Origin of the sequence: Nostoc sp. C052, assembly GCF_013393905.1 — a bacterium.
Taxonomy (GTDB): domain Bacteria; phylum Cyanobacteriota; class Cyanobacteriia; order Cyanobacteriales; family Nostocaceae; genus Nostoc.
The window spans coordinates 184,718-200,472 of the sequence record NZ_CP040273.1 but is presented as its reverse complement, the minus strand read 5'-3'; the positions used below and the strand labels follow the sequence as shown (position 1 = coordinate 200,472).

Annotated in this window: 19 protein-coding genes and 1 pseudogene; 15 read left to right on the top strand and 5 right to left on the bottom strand. The window is 43.0% G+C overall.

The genetic code is table 11. From position 1 onward, the window contains the following. Positions 1 to 71 precede the first annotated feature (71 nt). From FD723_RS33110 to FD723_RS33095, 4 genes are all read right to left on the bottom strand, one after another. Positions 72 to 320 carry a hypothetical protein gene (locus FD723_RS33110; protein ID WP_179069506.1) on the bottom strand — a complete coding sequence of 83 codons (249 nt, stop codon included), beginning with the start codon at positions 318 to 320 and terminating at the stop codon, positions 72 to 74. Between the two features lie 327 nt (positions 321 to 647). Then, on the bottom strand, positions 648 to 1,307 hold the full coding sequence (locus tag FD723_RS33105) for a hypothetical protein (protein ID WP_179069505.1): 660 nt from the start codon (positions 1,305 to 1,307) through the stop codon (positions 648 to 650). A gap of 9 nt (positions 1,308 to 1,316) precedes the next feature. Next, complete coding sequence (locus FD723_RS33100) at positions 1,317 to 2,279, bottom strand: hypothetical protein (RefSeq protein WP_179069504.1); 963 nt, start codon at positions 2,277 to 2,279, stop codon at positions 1,317 to 1,319. Positions 2,280 to 2,436: 157 nt separating this feature from the next. Next, a complete protein-coding gene (locus FD723_RS33095; protein WP_179069503.1) occupies positions 2,437 to 2,952 on the bottom strand; it encodes a helix-turn-helix domain-containing protein in 516 nt (171 codons plus the stop codon). Between the two features lie 164 nt (positions 2,953 to 3,116). On the opposite strand from FD723_RS33095, the gene FD723_RS33090 reads away from it, so the two are divergent. The 12 genes from FD723_RS33090 to FD723_RS33035 all read left to right on the top strand — a co-directional run bounded on the left by FD723_RS33090 (position 3,117) and on the right by FD723_RS33035 (position 12,926). Further along, a complete protein-coding gene (locus tag FD723_RS33090) occupies positions 3,117 to 4,007 on the top strand; it encodes a hypothetical protein (RefSeq protein ID WP_179069502.1) in 891 nt (296 codons plus the stop codon). 123 nt (positions 4,008 to 4,130) lie between these two features. Then, on the top strand, positions 4,131 to 4,457 hold the full coding sequence (locus FD723_RS33085) for a hypothetical protein (RefSeq protein ID WP_094333301.1): 327 nt from the start codon (positions 4,131 to 4,133) through the stop codon (positions 4,455 to 4,457). Then, positions 4,450 to 4,650: a hypothetical protein gene (locus FD723_RS33080; protein ID WP_094333302.1), complete on the top strand. Its 201-nt coding sequence runs from the start codon at positions 4,450 to 4,452 to the stop codon at positions 4,648 to 4,650. The genes FD723_RS33085 and FD723_RS33080 overlap by 8 nt, the downstream gene beginning before the upstream one ends. A gap of 25 nt (positions 4,651 to 4,675) precedes the next feature. Then, positions 4,676 to 5,065, top strand: coding sequence for a hypothetical protein (locus tag FD723_RS43360; RefSeq protein WP_256875297.1), 390 nt, complete (start codon positions 4,676 to 4,678; stop codon positions 5,063 to 5,065). Positions 5,066 to 5,191: 126 nt separating this feature from the next. Beyond that, the gene (locus FD723_RS33070) at positions 5,192 to 6,010 is read left to right on the top strand and encodes a hypothetical protein (RefSeq protein WP_179069501.1); all 819 of its coding nucleotides are present in this window, start codon (positions 5,192 to 5,194) and stop codon (positions 6,008 to 6,010) included. Positions 6,011 to 6,076: 66 nt separating this feature from the next. Continuing rightward, on the top strand, positions 6,077 to 6,286 hold the full coding sequence (locus tag FD723_RS33065) for a hypothetical protein (protein ID WP_179069500.1): 210 nt from the start codon (positions 6,077 to 6,079) through the stop codon (positions 6,284 to 6,286). Between the two features lie 17 nt (positions 6,287 to 6,303). Next, on the top strand, positions 6,304 to 6,702 hold the full coding sequence (locus FD723_RS33060; protein ID WP_179069499.1) for a hypothetical protein: 399 nt from the start codon (positions 6,304 to 6,306) through the stop codon (positions 6,700 to 6,702). Next, entirely contained in the window at positions 6,699 to 7,682 is a 984-nt protein-coding gene (locus tag FD723_RS33055) for a DNA cytosine methyltransferase (protein WP_179069498.1), read from the top strand. The genes FD723_RS33060 and FD723_RS33055 overlap by 4 nt, the downstream gene beginning before the upstream one ends. Continuing rightward, complete coding sequence (locus tag FD723_RS33050; protein ID WP_179069497.1) at positions 7,679 to 8,137, top strand: DUF1392 domain-containing protein; 459 nt, start codon at positions 7,679 to 7,681, stop codon at positions 8,135 to 8,137. Before FD723_RS33055 ends, FD723_RS33050 begins: the two co-directional genes overlap by 4 nt. A 45-nt stretch (positions 8,138 to 8,182) precedes the next feature. Continuing rightward, a complete protein-coding gene (locus FD723_RS33045) occupies positions 8,183 to 8,944 on the top strand; it encodes a hypothetical protein (protein ID WP_179069496.1) in 762 nt (253 codons plus the stop codon). A 45-nt stretch (positions 8,945 to 8,989) separates the two neighbouring features. Then, positions 8,990 to 9,589 carry an alpha-ketoglutarate-dependent dioxygenase AlkB gene (locus tag FD723_RS33040; RefSeq protein ID WP_179069495.1) on the top strand — a complete coding sequence of 200 codons (600 nt, stop codon included), beginning with the start codon at positions 8,990 to 8,992 and terminating at the stop codon, positions 9,587 to 9,589. A gap of 115 nt (positions 9,590 to 9,704) precedes the next feature. Then, the gene (locus FD723_RS33035; protein ID WP_256875296.1) at positions 9,705 to 12,926 is read left to right on the top strand and encodes a plasmid replication protein, CyRepA1 family; all 3,222 of its coding nucleotides are present in this window, start codon (positions 9,705 to 9,707) and stop codon (positions 12,924 to 12,926) included. Between the two features lie 31 nt (positions 12,927 to 12,957). Here FD723_RS33035 and FD723_RS33030 read toward each other — a convergent pair whose 3' ends face one another. Continuing rightward, positions 12,958 to 13,179 carry a hypothetical protein gene (locus FD723_RS33030; RefSeq protein WP_179069493.1) on the bottom strand — a complete coding sequence of 74 codons (222 nt, stop codon included), beginning with the start codon at positions 13,177 to 13,179 and terminating at the stop codon, positions 12,958 to 12,960. A 33-nt stretch (positions 13,180 to 13,212) separates the two neighbouring features. Here FD723_RS33030 and FD723_RS33025 point away from each other — a divergent pair, with 33 nt between their 5' ends. The 3 genes and pseudogenes from FD723_RS33025 (at position 13,213) to FD723_RS33015 (ending at position 15,622) form a co-directional block, all read left to right on the top strand. Continuing rightward, positions 13,213 to 14,232, top strand: a complete 1,020-nt coding sequence (locus FD723_RS33025; protein ID WP_256875295.1) for an IS630 family transposase — start codon at positions 13,213 to 13,215, stop codon at positions 14,230 to 14,232. A 260-nt stretch (positions 14,233 to 14,492) separates the two neighbouring features. Then, a pseudogene (locus FD723_RS33020) lies at positions 14,493 to 14,684 on the top strand (IS5/IS1182 family transposase); the annotation flags it as partial. 464 nt (positions 14,685 to 15,148) lie between these two features. Beyond that, the gene (locus FD723_RS33015; protein ID WP_179069492.1) at positions 15,149 to 15,622 is read left to right on the top strand and encodes a hypothetical protein; all 474 of its coding nucleotides are present in this window, start codon (positions 15,149 to 15,151) and stop codon (positions 15,620 to 15,622) included. The last annotated feature ends 133 nt before the right edge of the window (positions 15,623 to 15,755 follow it).

Below are 15,755 nucleotides of genomic sequence, written 5' to 3'. Positions count from 1 at the left end.
TTTCTTGCAAATTCGTCAAATAAGCAAGACAATCACTTTGTCCCATCTACCTTAATTCCTAGACCTCAAAATTAGTAATAGTAATTATTGGTGAACGTGGATATTGTGACTTGAAGAAGATTCTGAACAGGTTGTACAACTTTACCTTTCAAAAACAGATGTCCAACTTTACCTTCCGAAAATGTCCAAAAAATAAAATCAAGGAAAAATAAGGGTTTCAGGTGACGTTTTTCGGGTTGACGATTGCTCATAGGCGATCGCCCATTGGCAGTAAATTTAGAACAGGGAGATTTGAAAGGTTGACCAAAAGCTGATTTCACTAAAACTGACTTCTGTTATTATGTCCATTTTCTTCTTCCACTTTATGTATCATGTTCATTTTCTTTTTCCAAACTTATGATCGCTTGATTAATGCCTTAACAAATTTATAAGTAGTCCAGCTTACAACTTGTCCAAATTCTCCTTCCAAAAGCTGTCCAAAATCTTCTTAAAGTCACAGATATACTTGCTGGAAGATATCATCCTCAGAATTTACGGACGATTTTGATTCACCTGATGCAGAACAATGCTCTACCTACTTTGTAAAGTTTTATTTTGAAATTATTTTATTCATAATATTCAGAAAGTAAAAAAACAAGAATAAATTACTATATTGGGGGATTCAAGTTGATTAATTCTAAAGCCTGGTTTAGATTTGAGAATTGAGTTCCTCGAAGCTTTTGAGTGTTATTATCACGGCTATAAAGTACAGCTTTAAAGTTATCTCTGTCTTTGCAATTAGCAATTTCTGATAAATGATTGATATAATCTTTAAATTCAGTATATGAAACACCAACTTCATCTAAAAGAAATTTTTCAATAAATCTCTCATGAAAAGTTGGATAATGTTTCATTAATAAATTTTTAACTACCCTTGGTAAATCACCAAATTGTTTACACACTTCATCAATATAAGGAATAATATTTATACTAATATTAACATCCCCTTTAACATCTTTTTCTCTTTCTCTCCATGCAGCAAAATGACACTTTCGAGAAAGCGTGGCTATTTCGTCATTCAAAGTAAAGCAAAGACTCTCTCTAAGAGGCTTCCTTAATTCATCTTTCAAATTTCTTTTAGATTCTTTAAATTCAATAAGTATGTTTTTTGATCTTGTCCCAGCAAAAAAGTCAGCAAACTTTTTGTCTTGTTTCCCAGCAAAGTTCCCAAATAAAAAAATAGCATTATGCCCCCATTTTTTTTGAATTTCATCTTGAAGGGCATTAGAAAAAAATTGAGTAACCTGAGCTTCACCTATTGTATCCAATTTTTACCTCTAAAATATTCCACTATATTCAGACTCCAAAACACTCAACAATTTCTCCTCTACAGCAGTTAACCAAGGTCGATTTAGTTTTCCCAATAATTGCAACAAGCTTCTGGCTGTCTCCTCCAATGAATCGAAATATATCTTGGCAATGCGATCGCAAATCACCCCCATCTGCTCACACTCGGTAGGCAAGTAATCGTAAGATTTCAAGTACTGCAACCCAACTGTATATTCCCCATCCCAGGTTTTGACGGTGCAGCTAAATTCACCCACATGGTTAACGATACCCCAGCAGCCACCTTTACCTCTCAGTTCCGGGTCGTCTTTAGCAAGAATTTGGCAGACTTCGCCAATTTGGTAAGTGTTGGGTACTTGGGTACGCTCCATTATACGCTGCACAACATCTTTCACAATTCTACCAGTTGGCACTTTCCCGCCAGCAACTTCTACCGCCCGTTGCCACACTTCTTGCTGTTCTTCGGGTTTGAGCTTTGTCATTGGTCGAACTTGCCCCTCGCTGGTAGGCAAGATTTGTCGTTGATCGGAGTGGACTGTAGAAAGATCATCTTCAATTTGATTTTGTGTCCAATTTGGACACATTTTGATTAAATTATCTACAACTCCAGCAGCCTCAATTAATCTGTAAGGATGACGACGCTCAAACCCAAACCTGTCCTTGCAATACTCTTCAAACGTTGAATGCGTCGAACGGTAAAGTCGGCGATCGCGCAATTCTGCCAGTGCCTTACCTGCCTCAAAAAACGCTCTTTCCACACGCCGCTCTAAGTGCAGGCGATCGCGCTCCTCCGCTTCGGACAACTCCTCTACTTGAGCAGCAGTAACGTTAATTGTTGCTGTAGCTGGATCTACTTGCTGAGAGATATCCTCATTTGCAGAGTTAGCTGCTGAAGTGAAATCGGTAGATGCGGCAGAGGTGGCTTTTTTGCGATTAGAAGGTGGTTTAGCCATTATTCCACCCCTTTAGTTCATAAGTATTTGCTGGAACTCAATTGCAACGTAGATTTTAAGCATAGTTAGAAACTGCCATTGTACAGAGCGCAGTGCCCAGGACAATAGCTTCTCAAATGATGTAGAGGGAAGAGCAAGAGGATTGATGATCCCAATATCAAGCTTTTTCCTCGCTTTCTGCAATCTTTTGATATCCAAACAAATCATTAGGAGTGCATTGTAAGCTATCACAAAGTTTCGCCACCCTTTCAAACCATTCAACACCGCTGCGATTATTTTCCCAATTCCGAACGGTTGTTTCCGTAACTCCCACTAAATCAGCTAATTGCCGTTGTGTTAAACCAACTCTTTGTCGCAGACTAGCGATTCCCTTGGATGGTTCATTTTCATTGAGGGGAGGATTCAAAGCGTTAATTAATGCTCTTTCAACTTTAAAAAGCAAATCTTCTTGTACTTCAACGTAAGAAATCCTGATTCCTGACTCTTCAATCAAGCTAGATAGCTTGTAATGAGATTTCCATCTTTTTCTAAGGTTTTCTGACTTGCCAACATACAAAACCTTACCTTGGCTGTTCACGACCAAGTACACACACGGGGTTTCTGGTAATTTGGCTAGGTCTTCGATTGCCATACATGGCAGGCTTAAAACATGAAAGTTCTCTAGGGCTAGCATAAAACCTTTTACGTTTAATGATTCTAAAATAGTAAAACTATTTATGATAAACGTCAAAAATATATTGACAACGTAAAACTATTTACGGTAAATTAATAATAGAGAAAGCGCTACCGACGACCAATCTGAAGCGCTTCTCTATGTCCATTAAGACTTTATCAATTATGACTTATATCATCTACAGCCAACAACAGCTGCAACTGAAATCCATTGCGCGGCTCAAGCAAATCTACAGCGAAATCGCCTATACAGTCCAAGTAAACGATAAACGCTGTAAGGATGCCTGGATTTCCGCCATTGTTAACTATCAGGCAAGCAAGGTTCAGAAACTCGCCCCCACTGCCCCCGACAACCAAGCCCTCGCCCAAGCCGAACTCGACAACTACATCGCTGACCAAGCCCAAGCTGTTGCTCCCGAACCCCTTACAATAGTCGAAATCTCCTTTGACCATCACGAATATTATGCTGATGACAAACTGGTAGCCAGCATCAGCCATGACGACAATCATTTAACCCAACGTTGGGTAGTCATCGTCAACAACAAAGAAGTATTCCGTGCCAACACTCCAATGCGTTGCGATCGCTTCATCTGCACGCACTACAAAGACGGCTCATTACCTGTGCAAGAAGAAGCAGAGGTGCAGGGGAGCAGGGGTGCAGAGGGGAAAAACTTACAACAACTTTCTCCTCTGCCCCTCTGCACCTCTGCCCCCATGCCTTCCTCTTCTACCGAAAACCAAATCATGGCGCATATTTTCAACGAGTGCCAGAATTACGGCTTTGAAATTCTCGATGATGGCATTTACAACAACAACGGCGTGAAACTGGGGCAAGTCGGATGCACTAACGGGAACTGGTGGATAATCCAGGATTCTTCAGGTCAACAGCAGTATTCTAACTCGGTCTATGATGCAGTGCGATCGCTGTCGATGCTGGACGTGTCTACTGATGATAAATCCATTTTTGATGAATATTTTTTAGACCAACCGTTAGAACAGCTAACTGGCGATAAATTGCAACGGCTGCTGGAGAGGGCGGAGTTAGTCACAGCGTAAGTCTTGGGCTTCGCCTGGGAAAAGGTTAAAGGGAAAGGGGGAAAGGTAAATTTCTTCATTCCCTTCCCCTTTGCCCTTTCCCCCTTTCCCTAATTATTTATTCACCAATCCCCCATTAAATCAATGCAACCGATAATCTCAATCCCTCAACACTGGGGCTACCCTCGCTTTGCTTTGGATCAACGTACACAAGACGGTATCATTCTGGGGTTTTATTACTACCCAAATGGTACTGAATTAGCTGAACAATTCGGTGGTGGCTGGCGTTATGCGCTAATGCCTAACAAAAACTCTGATGAATTGTTCCACTTTCAGGAGTCTCAAATTCAACCGCTTACACCAGAAGAATTATTCTCGGAAATTACCGCAGAGATTGAGTTTTATCAAAGTCAAATAGCAATTCTGCAACAACAGTTAGCAGCCATCACTGGAGGTAGCACCAATGGCTAATTCTACAAACAGCTTTGACCGTAGAGCCAATCATTTGCTGCGTTCGATTCGACTTTGCGGTGGTTGTGTTCCTCTGCACTCTCTCCAATGCCAAGTTTCAAATTCAGTCATTCAAACACTGCTGGATAAAGAACTGGTGCAAGTGCAGAACACGGGAAGCGGCTTTTTGTTGGAGATTGCCGAGGATTTTTAAGTTATTAATCCCAGAGGAGAAAATCATGAAACTTTACGCGAAGACCATTGCACAGACTTTACCCAATTGGGCAACTGTCGTTACAAAAAGTGCAGATTTATTTGAGATTGAAATTAACGATGAACACCCGAATTTCCAATCTCTGCTTGAAGAGTTAGAAACCGAGATTGAGCCAGGAATCAGGGGTGTGAAAGCGGAAGATTTATGTTCCAGGCTTGGCATTGAAATGTCTAACCCCAATCTCTACCCATTACTTGAACAAGCTCAAACTCTGATGTCCCTTATTGCTACGCACCCAGACTACAAAAAACTGTTGGACGAAGGATATAGCCCAGATTTAAACATTGCTGATGCTCAAACTGCACTCACTTATCTGGAATGGGAGCTAGAGCGTAATCGAGAACTTTCAATTTAATACAAAAGCGTTCACCTGAATGAGTGCCGCTTACTCAGATGAACGCACGGAAGTTTTTCTCCCGCTACAGAATTCCCATTATTGCACACAGAACATCAATCAATGAAACTTTAACCGAGGTGAAACATGACTACTGAAATCAAACTAGGTTTATGCAACCCTCCCGAACCCATCTATTTATATGTCAAAAATGCCGAGTTAGGTGGGGAATCTTACCTGTGGTATCACTACGATATTGACAGAGATAAAACCATCCCTGTTTCCCAAAGAGCATTAACTGGTTATCTGTCAGAACTGCGATTAACCACTAAAGAATTCAAAGGAAAGGACAACCTGAAGCTGGATATTGTCGTGAGTGCAGATGAACTTTATGTTGTCAGGACTGGTGTTGAAACCAATTTCGCCAAAAGCTTTCTTCTCGCTGTCTCCTTAATCCAAGATTTTTCTAAACCACTGATTATCGTTGCGAATGCTGGTGACGAAAACACGGTTTTCTGTAATCTTTACGATGCTGCAAGTAAAAGCAGAATTGAAAGAGAATGGAACAAAAATGCTGATTGGGCAACTATCATTCATGACATTCAATTTCGCTTAGGTGGCACTCCATCTACACCAAAACTTACCGTAGTACCTCAACCAGTACATCCCCAAGATTTACGAATCAAAAATATTCGCACCTTGCTTGATTATCCTCTTGATTTAGTTAAAGAGTGGTTGCAATTTCAGGATGTTGACCGCCCAAGTCTACTTCATATTAGCAAGATTAATGAACTGGTAAAAAGTATGTGTTTGGCTTGGGCAGCAGACAAGTGCAATTATCCCAATCATGCTGAGTCTTCATATCAAAATCAAGTTGTTGATGCTGTTGGCTTAGGTGCTGATGAATTAACGGCAATCAACGCATGGATGCAACAGTTGCAAGCTACAAAAGCTGGAGCAATGTAAATCAAAAATCAGGATTCAGAATATTTTTACTTCTGAATCCTCAATTAATCACACAGGAATTAAATCATGAAAGTCATAGTCACAGTTGTTGAAAAAATCATCAGTGAAGCACACATTGATATCCCTGATGGGCTGAACCAATCCGTAATCAAGCAGCACATAGTAGACCGCTATAACACTGGGGAAATGTCCACAGATATGAACATCTTTCAAGTTGACTTTGAATCTATCAGCGCTCGGATTGTCAAAGAACATTCTGATACTAAATCTGTATAAATATCGGAGGTAATCAGATGCATACAAAATGGACTGATGAAGAACTTGCAATTATTGAAGCTAAAGCTGAACTTTATACCCCTAAGCAAATAGCCTCAATCTTAAAAAGACATGGGTACTTTCGTACTCCAATTGCTATCGCTACTAAACTTTGGGCTTTAGGTTATTCTACAAGCCCCTTTCTAGATAACTATAGTAGTGCTGAAATCGCCCGTATTTTGTGTGTGCATTCCACTACTGTTTCTGGTTGGGTAAGGCGTGGTTGGTTGAAAACTAGCCGTCGTTGTTCTAAGCGTTATCAAGTTCGGAGATGGCATCTCAAAAACTTTTTTGACAACCCTCCACAACACCTAAAAAAGCGTATTGCTGCTCTCGATAACGAAGCGATTAATTACTTGCTGGGGAGACGAGCATGATTGACCCAATTACTCCCTTTAAAACTCAAAAAGTCCTTGACCTCTGCTCTGGTATTGGTGGCTTCACCCTGGCTCATTTGATTACTAGCGGTTTTGAAACTGTGGCATTTTGCGAAATCAACGAATATTGCCAGCAAGTTCTAAATCTGCACTTTCCACATATTCCAATTATCGGGGACATCCATGATATTACAGTTGAGTCTCTTGCAAGAGTCGGAGTTAGAGAAGTTGACGGCATCATCGCTGGACTCCCCTGCCCTCCCTTCAGCCTCGCGGGGAAACGTCTTGCATCGCAGGATGAACGCAACTTGTTCGGGGAATTCTTTAGAATCATTTGCGATATTCGACCAAAATGGGCAATTGTGGAAAACGTTCCCGGACTCATCACTGCTGAATCGGGTGAATTTTTCCGTTCCGTACTGTGGCAGTTTGCCCAGATGGGGTTCGATGTCGAATGGGGAGTGCTTTCGGCAAGCCAAGTGGGAGCCGTCCACAAACGAGAAAGAATTTGGTTCATTGCTACCAACTCCCAAAGCTCAAGACGGGATACATCCTGGAGTCAGCACATACAAGAGCGGACAAACCTTGCATCTATCGGCGGCGGTGATGCTGGCAACTCCCAAAAACACAGACTTACCAACTCAGTTGAATACGGAGCGTTCTCTCAACCCACATCTAGTAGAGGCGATGATCGGTGTACCACAGGGCTGGACGGATGTCTCCTTACCCACGCCGGACTTACAGATTGGCTTGCTGCTGCCACAATCCCCAGTTTCAATCGGCTTACTCGTAGAGAAATTGCAGCGCTTACGCCAGAAGACACGGCAGAATATCACCAACTCTGGGCAGAATACCAAGCCATCAGAAGACAACACAAACAACAATTGATGGCTTTGGGCAATGCCATTGTTCCCCAATGCGCTGCACTAATTTTTGAACGTCTGAAAAGAATTTTATCTCAACAACAGAAAAACTCATGATTAACAACATTAACGCACTTCAAACAAGTTGGTATCTCTCGCCTCCTTGGGGACAAACAATTCCACCCATTGAGGTCAATTTACTGGAGAGAGTATACCTGAGAACCACAAGGACATTCGGCTACTGCTGCGGTATGCAATGGAAACACGAATGTTGGATTTATTCAATTGATTGCGGAAAAGAAATACTCCACGCCACACAGAACCAAATCATCGGGACTGGAGAATTAGAAGCCATTACTGTGCAAAAACCTGCTTTTGTTCTGGGCGAAAGAGTGATTCTCTGTTCTCACGATAAAGGAACAAAACAACGGCTGATTTTAGGAATTGCACTGGTGCATAATTCTTGGTTTTACCTTGTTGAATTGATGTCCCCAACGTTAATTAAGACACCGACTATATCGAATCGTTTCTCATTAGTTGGTGAAAAAAGCTTGGTGCGGATCAAAGTTTGATTCTTTTTCATCACACAACTGAAAATTATCACACAACGAAAAATTATGTCAGCAATTGAAATCACTCAAATTATCGAACAAATATCTCAAGAGATTGAAGTTGACTCTTCAGGTCAAGCAAAAGCTAGTCTTCGAGCAACTGCAAGACTGGCTGGGGTTGATGACGAGTCTATCAGAAAAGCTTTGAAATCAAGTGCCGACCTAGCACCATCAAAATTAGCCAAAGAACTTATGCTACAAGGGTTTGAAGCTACCGACCTCAACGAATGGAGAACCAACGGTATCCCAGATGTCGCCATCGCAATCATCTTAGAGTACTACGCCTTTGATGCTGGTAGGTACTGTACTAAACAAGCCCGATTGGTATGCCGTTCATTCAACACCATCGGCATTCGAGCATGGATTCAAGACAAATTGGGCTGGACTAAACCTGCCTCAAATAACGAAACAGCAATGACACAAATACAGTTACTTGCAGCGCTCGCACAACAGATGGCACAGCAAGAACAGCATTTACTTCAACAACAACAGCAACAGACTGAAATTTTGCACCGACTAAAAGCCGTTGAAGTAGAGCAAGACAGAGTTAACACACCATGCGGGCATAAATACAGTATTGTCGGTTTCGCTAATCTTCAAGGTTTAGAAATATCAGTTAAAGAAGCCGGTACTAAAGGTAGAAAAGCCAGTGCATTGTGCCGAAAACAAGGAATAGAAATAGAACGCATTCATGACCCACGTTTTGGAAAAGTTGGTTTATATCCAGAAAGTGTGTTAATTGAGGTTTTCTCTACTGGTCAAAACTGACAGCAATTGTTTTCCCTATACATTTTTTAGCTGGAGAAAAGTACCATGCAACAACTCAATTTGTTTGCTGAATCAACCCCAGTCTTACCAGTCACTTATTACCCCGATTTCTTAAGCCTTGAACAAGCCAATGAACTCTACCAACACTGCCTACAACTGCAATGGCAGCAAAATCAAATCAGGATTGCGGGTAAAACAATGCCCGTCCCTCGCCTCGAATGTATTTACGGTGATGCCGGCTGCAATTATCTCTACTCGAAAAGTGTGCTGTTGAAACCTCTACCTTGGAAAGAATTGCTTGGGGAATTACGCGACTCCATCACCGCACTAACTGGCTACAAGTTCCGCATCGTTATTGGAAATCAATACCGCAGTGGTACTGATTCAATCGGTTGGCATTCCGACAACGAATCTTCGATGGGATATCAGCCAGCGATCGCATCAATCAGCCTCGGTGGTGTTCGCAAGTTTCAAATCAAACCCATTGGCGGTACACACACTGACTTTTGGTTAGAACACGGCAGCTTGCTCGTGATGCACCCTGGTTGTCAATCAACACATCTGCATCAGGTTCCGAAAACCAACAAAGTGGTTAGCACCCGTATTAATCTTACATTCCGTCCACACACCGGAGGGGGCAGATAACGCTGTGGCTGGCTTGATGACTACTTCATAGCCAGCACAAGCGCTCACAAAAAGTTGAATCGGCGGCATGGATGCAATGCCGCTCCATTTTCATGCGTCAAAAAATAGAGGGAATATGCGTATAATCGAATCTGATTCTCAAGCTCTACACTTACAAGAATGGTTAAATAGTGGCGTTGACGAAGAAATCATTGCTCTGAATGTGCGTTCGCTCTACGGCACAACACCCTACGAATATCTCCTCTACAGTCCCAAAATCTCCCGTCGCAATGATGGACGATTACGCGATCGCGATTTAAAAAAGTACCAGCACATTGAATTAGGCGGCTGGTGGTGCAATGGAATTGACCCGCTTAACAACTACGTCCTAATGATGTGGGGCTGTTTCAAACCCGACCACCCCAGACGCGACCACCAAAAGATCCACAAATTTATTAAGTATGAACACCCATTGAGAGAAGAGACACGCGCTTTCTTCCTTTTAGTACCGAATCGCATTTGGGTGAAAGTTTCCAATCGTAGCGGCATCCCTATCACCGAAGAAGACCTACAGCACCCTGGTGGCTTCTGGCACTGGGTTTGGCGGCACAACGTACCAGTCACAATCGTCGAAGGTGTCAAAAAAGCGGGGGCATTATTGACTGCTGGTTATGCTGCGATCGCAATTCCTGGTGTTAACGCTGGATACCGTACACCCCATGATGAGTACGGTACTGCCAGTGGTAAACCCTCTCTAATTCCAGACTTGAAACATTTTGCAACACAGGGGAGACAGGTCAACATTTGCTTTGACCAGGACAATAAACCTGAGACAGTTCAACGGGTGAGAACCGCTATCAGTCGCATGGGTCGGCTGTTGGTAAACGAGGGTTGTTCGCTGCGAGTTATTGATTTACCGCTAGGGTCAGAGAAAGGGGTTGATGATTTTATCGTTGCCAAAGGACGGGAAGCTTTTGACGCACTTTATAATACTGCTGTTGCTTTGGAATTATGGGAAATCAAGCTGTTTACTCTGCTAACTTACCCGCCGTCAATCGCTCTCAACCAAAGATTCTTGGGTCAGCTTCTCGTCCCTGAAGGTGAAAAACTGATTATCCTCAAAGCTCCCAAGGGAACCGGTAAAACCGAATGGCTGTCTACTGAGGTGGCGAAGGCGCATGACCTTGGACGTAGGGTGTTAATCATCACCCATCGGATTCAACTTGGTGAGGCGTTATGCGATCGCTTTGGAGTGAATTATGTCACAGAAGTTCGCACGAATGAAACAGGCACATTGTTGGGATATGGCGTATGTGTGGATTCGCTACATCAGGAGAGTCAGGCGCGATTCAACCCCAATGACTGGGCAAATGATGTCATTATTATTGATGAATGCGACCAGGTATTCTGGCATTTGCTCAACTCTGGTACTGAAGTGCAAAAACGTCGGGTATCTGTTCTCAAAAACCTCAAACAACTGGTACAGAATGTTTTAGGCAGCAGTCAGGGAAAGATTTACCTGTCTAGTGCCGATGTTTCCGACACAGATGTAAAGTATGTTTTATCACTCGCTGGGGAATATCGAGTTAATCCATTCGTTATCGTCAACAACTATCGGCACGTAGCTGGCAACTGTTACAACTATTCTGGCAGTAACCCGAAGAATCTCATCGCCGCACTCGACAAAGCCATTGCCAAAGGTGGGCATCATCTATTATGCTGCTCTGCTCAAAAAGCAAAATCCAAATGGGGAACCCAAGCACTTGAGGAACGTTTTCGTCGCAAATTCCCACATTTACGGATTCTGCGAATTGACAGTGAATCTGTTGCTGATCCATCTCATGCTGCTATGGGGTGTATTTCTCACCTGAACGAAATTCTGACCGAGTATGATTTAGTTATCGCCTCACCCAGTCTTGAAACTGGGGTATCCATCGACATTGAAGGACATTTTGATGGTGTTTGGGGAATTTTTCAGGGTGTGCAGCCGGTTAACTCCGTGCGGCAGATGTTGGCGCGGCTACGGGAAACAGTTGACCGTCACATTTGGGTCAGAGAGTGGGGGATGTCGGTTGTGGGCAATGGTTCCACAACGATAGGAGGATTGCTCAGAAGTCAGCACATCGCTACACAAGCTAACATTGCGCTGTTGTCGGCGGCGGATAATGATGACTACAGCTTTGTTGATCAGAACTTTCAGCCGGAGTCATTGCAAACCTGGGGCAAGCGTGGTTCTGTGATTAACGTTGAGATGCGGCGCTATCGAGAGTCTGTGCTTGCGGGTTTGGTCGAAGATGGCTACACCATTATTGATGCCGACGATGTTGATGACGATGAAAGTGGGGCAGTAATCGAGTCAGTTAAAGCGGCAAGTGAGCAATTGTACGCTAGTGAATGTCAGGCGATCGCGGATTCTCCTACCATCTCTGATGCCGAACTTAAGAAGCTGCAAGACACAAGGGCGAAAACCAAAACCGAACGACATCAGCAGCGCAAGGCGGAATTATCCCGTCGCTATGAAGTTGACGTGACCCCTGATTTGGTCGAGAAAGATGACGACGGCTGGTATCCCCAACTGCGGATGCACTATTATTTGATGCTGGGGCGAGAGTTTCTGAGCAACCGTGATGCGAAACGGGCTAAGGCGCAATTAGAGGCTGGGGAGAATTCGGTTTGGAAACCGGATTTTAACAAGGGGCAGCTATTGCCTGCTGTACTGTTACTCGAAAATCTGAATCTGTTACAGTTTCTTACACCAGACGTTCAATTACGTAGCAGCGACGAGAAGCTGGTGGAATTTAAGGCACTGGCTGTTCAGCACAGGCACGTTATTAAGAATTACTTGAATGTCAGTATCTCCGAAAAACTGACCCCAGTGGCGATCGCTCAGAAGTTACTTGCCAAGATTGATTTGAAGTTGAACTACGTTGGTCGATTGGGTAAGCGTGAAAATCGGGAGTGCGTTTACCAGTTTGTTGCACCTGATGATCAGCGTGATTCTATTTTTGAGCAGTGGTTAAATCGGGATGAAGTGTTTCTTAGTGAGTCGGTGTCAGTCACGAATAATATAGAGTTCCCAACACAAGTGACTGGCACAATATCAGATGACATTCCCCAAACATTAAATCAGGTTGAAAGTCCTGCTACCCAAGCCTGGAAAGGGCTGAAGCTGAAAATGCGCCTTGGACTCGACAGCGCTGGTCGGTTCTACCAACAGATGGTTTCCCAGCTTGGTGAAGCTATTGGCGTTGCTGATGGGGAGCCTTACTGGAATGCATATCTGGGGCAATGGCAGGTTTGGGTTAACTTTGGGAGCGAGTGTAGGTCTGTGGTGTGCGATTGGGTGGCGGTGGTTTAGGTCAAAGTAGTTCACTGTTTCATCAAAAGCGTTACTGTGAGTCGGTAATTGTGCAAGTTCTGAGTTTGGGGCAAACAATCTCTATCGCCTTGCCCTTGAAAAAAACAATTGTGTGTTCGTTATCTTCTGAGTCGCTTAAACGGACTCGTTTATGGATGCTCATGTTTTTCATCTCTCTAACGGTATTCTCAAAGAAATATGAGTCATGTCCACAGTCGCAACGAAAGGATGATGGATGGACTTCTATTGCCATTTTATAGCGGTTCTCGCTTGAGTGAAATACAAAATGTGGGAGGATGAACAAAGTCAACAGCAAAGTGCATCTAGCATGAAAGCATACTCCATTGACCTCCGTCAAAAAGTAATTGACGCATATAATAATCAAGAAGGCTCCCAACGAAAGCTGGCAACAAGATTTAGCGTCAGTTTAACTTTTATCCAGAAGCTACTAAAGCGATATCGAAGCAACGCGACAGTTGAGCCAAAGGCTCATGGTGGAGGTAATACAGGTAAGCTAAGTAGTGAACACATGGCAATAGTTGTCACCTTACTGGAGGAAGACAACGATGCAATTTTGGTTGAGTTGTGTTCTCGATTAGAGGAACGAACGGGTGTTCTAGTCAGCAGAGCGACAATGGGAAGAATCACTCAAAAGCTAAACCTAACGCGCAAAAAAAAAACATTGCACGCCAGCGAAAAATACACAGAACGGGTACAGAAACTCAGAGCAGAGTATTGGACAACGATTGGCACCGTAAACCTGGAAGACCTGGTGTTTATCGATGAAGCCGGAGTCAACATCGCCATGACCAGACGCTTCGCTCGTTCGCCCCAAGGTAGTCGTGCTTATGGTTCATGTCCCTACGGGCGGGGGAAAAATGTAACGATGATTGGGGCTATGTCCTTAGAAGGAGTCATTGCCGCCATGACTTTTACTGGTGGTACTAATGCGTCTGCTTTTGTTACCTATGTTACTCAAGTTTTGGTTCCAACTCTTTGGCCGGGCGCTTGTGTTGTCATGGATAACTTCAGTTCTCATAAAGTAACAGGTATCCGAGAAGCTATTGAAGCAGTTGGAGCCAGATTAGTATATTTATCACCTTATTCTCCTGATTTTTCACCAATTGAAAACTGTTGGTCAAAAGTCAAAGAATTTTTGCGTAGGCGTAGCCCGCCGCAGGCATCGCAAGCTGCTAGAACTTATCTTGAGTTAGATGAAGCTATTACAACTGCCCTAGATGCAGTCACCAAAAAAGACATTATTGGATGGTTCACTCACTGCTGTTACTATATTGCACCCAACTGAGAACCGCTATAAATGCCTCGATTTACACCCCCAGATACTACCATGCTCTATGGAATTGATATCTGGGTTATGTTGTTATCTGGCTTGCTGGTTTCTGCCTCTTGAATACCCTACTTAGGGGTTGCTGAAAAAAACAAAAGGTGGCAGTATCTAGATTTTCAGACCAAAGAAGTATATTTCGGTGCAAGATTTGAAGGTAAAATAGCCCAAAATCCTTGCATCATACTGATCAGACTGAAGATAGTGTATCCGAAGTAACTATGTACAGAAAAAAAGAATCAACTCCAATTGCAGTGGAAAAGTTTGAACTTCCATTTGAGGGAAAGTTATCGGAAGATAATCGTTGGGTAATGATGGCTAATTTAATCCCCTGGAAAGAATTTGAATCAGAATATTCTTCATTGTTTTCTCCAGAGATGGGAGCACCCGCAAAATCATTTCGGATGGCATTAGTGCCCAGATCAACTTGTAAGTCTTGAGAGACTGTAACCTGTAAAATTTTCTTTGCTGTACAACAGACCTACTGGCTATTTCAAGGCAATCCCAAGGTACTATCGCATCATATACGGTATCCGCGACTTTTAGCTTCTTCTCTGGCAGCCGACAGACTGGTTGTTGGTTATGGTGTGTTGAGCAAGGAAATCTGGGGATGGAGAAAGTAGCGTAGGCGCAGTTCGTCGTAGACATCGCTCTCAAAGCAAAGCGTAGCCAATCGATTTTCTCTCTTACTGCCGAAAGTTCTGCTGATGTGGAGCGTTGGTAGGAAATCTGGCGCGAAGATTCGGTTTGGGAGCTTTTGTGTTAGAAAAGCTACTGCTGAGGGAAAACTGAAAACAAGACCCTGTGTTAAATAAACTAAGAGGATTCATATTACAAATTATCGAGGTTTTATTGTTAGTCAGCAACCTCAATCAAGATGAAAGTATTACCCGACGATAGCTTTACGATTTTGACACCTGATGCCCTGCCTATAGTCCTGGAACGGCTGAATGCACAAGTTGAACCGACAAAAGTATTTAGATTCTCTAAGAAACACCTCCCTTATCAAGGAACTATTTCGGAATCAGGGTTTCAAATCAGTCGCATAATTCACTATCGGAACTCGTTTTTACCAGTGATTCGAGGACGCTTTGAAGTAGAATCTCACCAAACCTTGATTCATGTACAAATGAGGATACATCCTTTTGTGATGGCATTTTTAGGATTCTGGTTTTTACTCTGGTATGGTGCAGTCATTCCTATAGCGTTGACAGGGGCTATGCCTAATTATATGGTTGCACTATTTGTAGGAATGCCTATATTGATGCTGATTATATTTGGTGTAGCTTTTTGGTCAGAAGCAAATCGCAGCCGTCGTGAATTGGCTCAAATTCTTGAGGGGCAAGTATAGTTAACCTATTTCAAGATGAAGTCACACAAGACTAACTGTACTCCCTGGCTGGCTAATCAGTATATTTAAGCTTATAGATTAACGATTTTGGTAGGATTCAAGCTTTCAAATCTATTCTTATATACCGATAAGA

What these genes read in the sequence shown, in the direction of transcription:
- FD723_RS43360 (WP_256875297.1), top strand. Translation starts at nt 4,676, where the DNA reads ATGAAACTTTACGCGAAGACCATTGCACAGACTTTACCCAATTGGGCA.
- FD723_RS33015 (WP_179069492.1), top strand. Translation starts at nt 15,149, where the DNA reads ATGAAAGTATTACCCGACGATAGCTTTACGATTTTGACACCTGATGCC.
- FD723_RS33035 (WP_256875296.1), top strand. Translation starts at nt 9,705, where the DNA reads ATGCGTATAATCGAATCTGATTCTCAAGCTCTACACTTACAAGAATGG.
- FD723_RS33095 (WP_179069503.1), bottom strand. Translation starts at nt 2,952, where the DNA reads ATGCTAGCCCTAGAGAACTTTCATGTTTTAAGCCTGCCATGTATGGCA.
- FD723_RS33060 (WP_179069499.1), top strand. Translation starts at nt 6,304, where the DNA reads ATGCATACAAAATGGACTGATGAAGAACTTGCAATTATTGAAGCTAAA.
- FD723_RS33070 (WP_179069501.1), top strand. Translation starts at nt 5,192, where the DNA reads ATGACTACTGAAATCAAACTAGGTTTATGCAACCCTCCCGAACCCATC.
- FD723_RS33030 (WP_179069493.1), bottom strand. Translation starts at nt 13,179, where the DNA reads ATGGCAATAGAAGTCCATCCATCATCCTTTCGTTGCGACTGTGGACAT.
- FD723_RS33050 (WP_179069497.1), top strand. Translation starts at nt 7,679, where the DNA reads ATGATTAACAACATTAACGCACTTCAAACAAGTTGGTATCTCTCGCCT.
- FD723_RS33055 (WP_179069498.1), top strand. Translation starts at nt 6,699, where the DNA reads ATGATTGACCCAATTACTCCCTTTAAAACTCAAAAAGTCCTTGACCTC.
- FD723_RS33025 (WP_256875295.1), top strand. Translation starts at nt 13,213, where the DNA reads ATGTGGGAGGATGAACAAAGTCAACAGCAAAGTGCATCTAGCATGAAA.
- FD723_RS33045 (WP_179069496.1), top strand. Translation starts at nt 8,183, where the DNA reads ATGTCAGCAATTGAAATCACTCAAATTATCGAACAAATATCTCAAGAG.
- FD723_RS33090 (WP_179069502.1), top strand. Translation starts at nt 3,117, where the DNA reads ATGACTTATATCATCTACAGCCAACAACAGCTGCAACTGAAATCCATT.
- FD723_RS33040 (WP_179069495.1), top strand. Translation starts at nt 8,990, where the DNA reads ATGCAACAACTCAATTTGTTTGCTGAATCAACCCCAGTCTTACCAGTC.
- FD723_RS33065 (WP_179069500.1), top strand. Translation starts at nt 6,077, where the DNA reads ATGAAAGTCATAGTCACAGTTGTTGAAAAAATCATCAGTGAAGCACAC.
- FD723_RS33080 (WP_094333302.1), top strand. Translation starts at nt 4,450, where the DNA reads ATGGCTAATTCTACAAACAGCTTTGACCGTAGAGCCAATCATTTGCTG.
- FD723_RS33085 (WP_094333301.1), top strand. Translation starts at nt 4,131, where the DNA reads ATGCAACCGATAATCTCAATCCCTCAACACTGGGGCTACCCTCGCTTT.
- FD723_RS33100 (WP_179069504.1), bottom strand. Translation starts at nt 2,279, where the DNA reads ATGGCTAAACCACCTTCTAATCGCAAAAAAGCCACCTCTGCCGCATCT.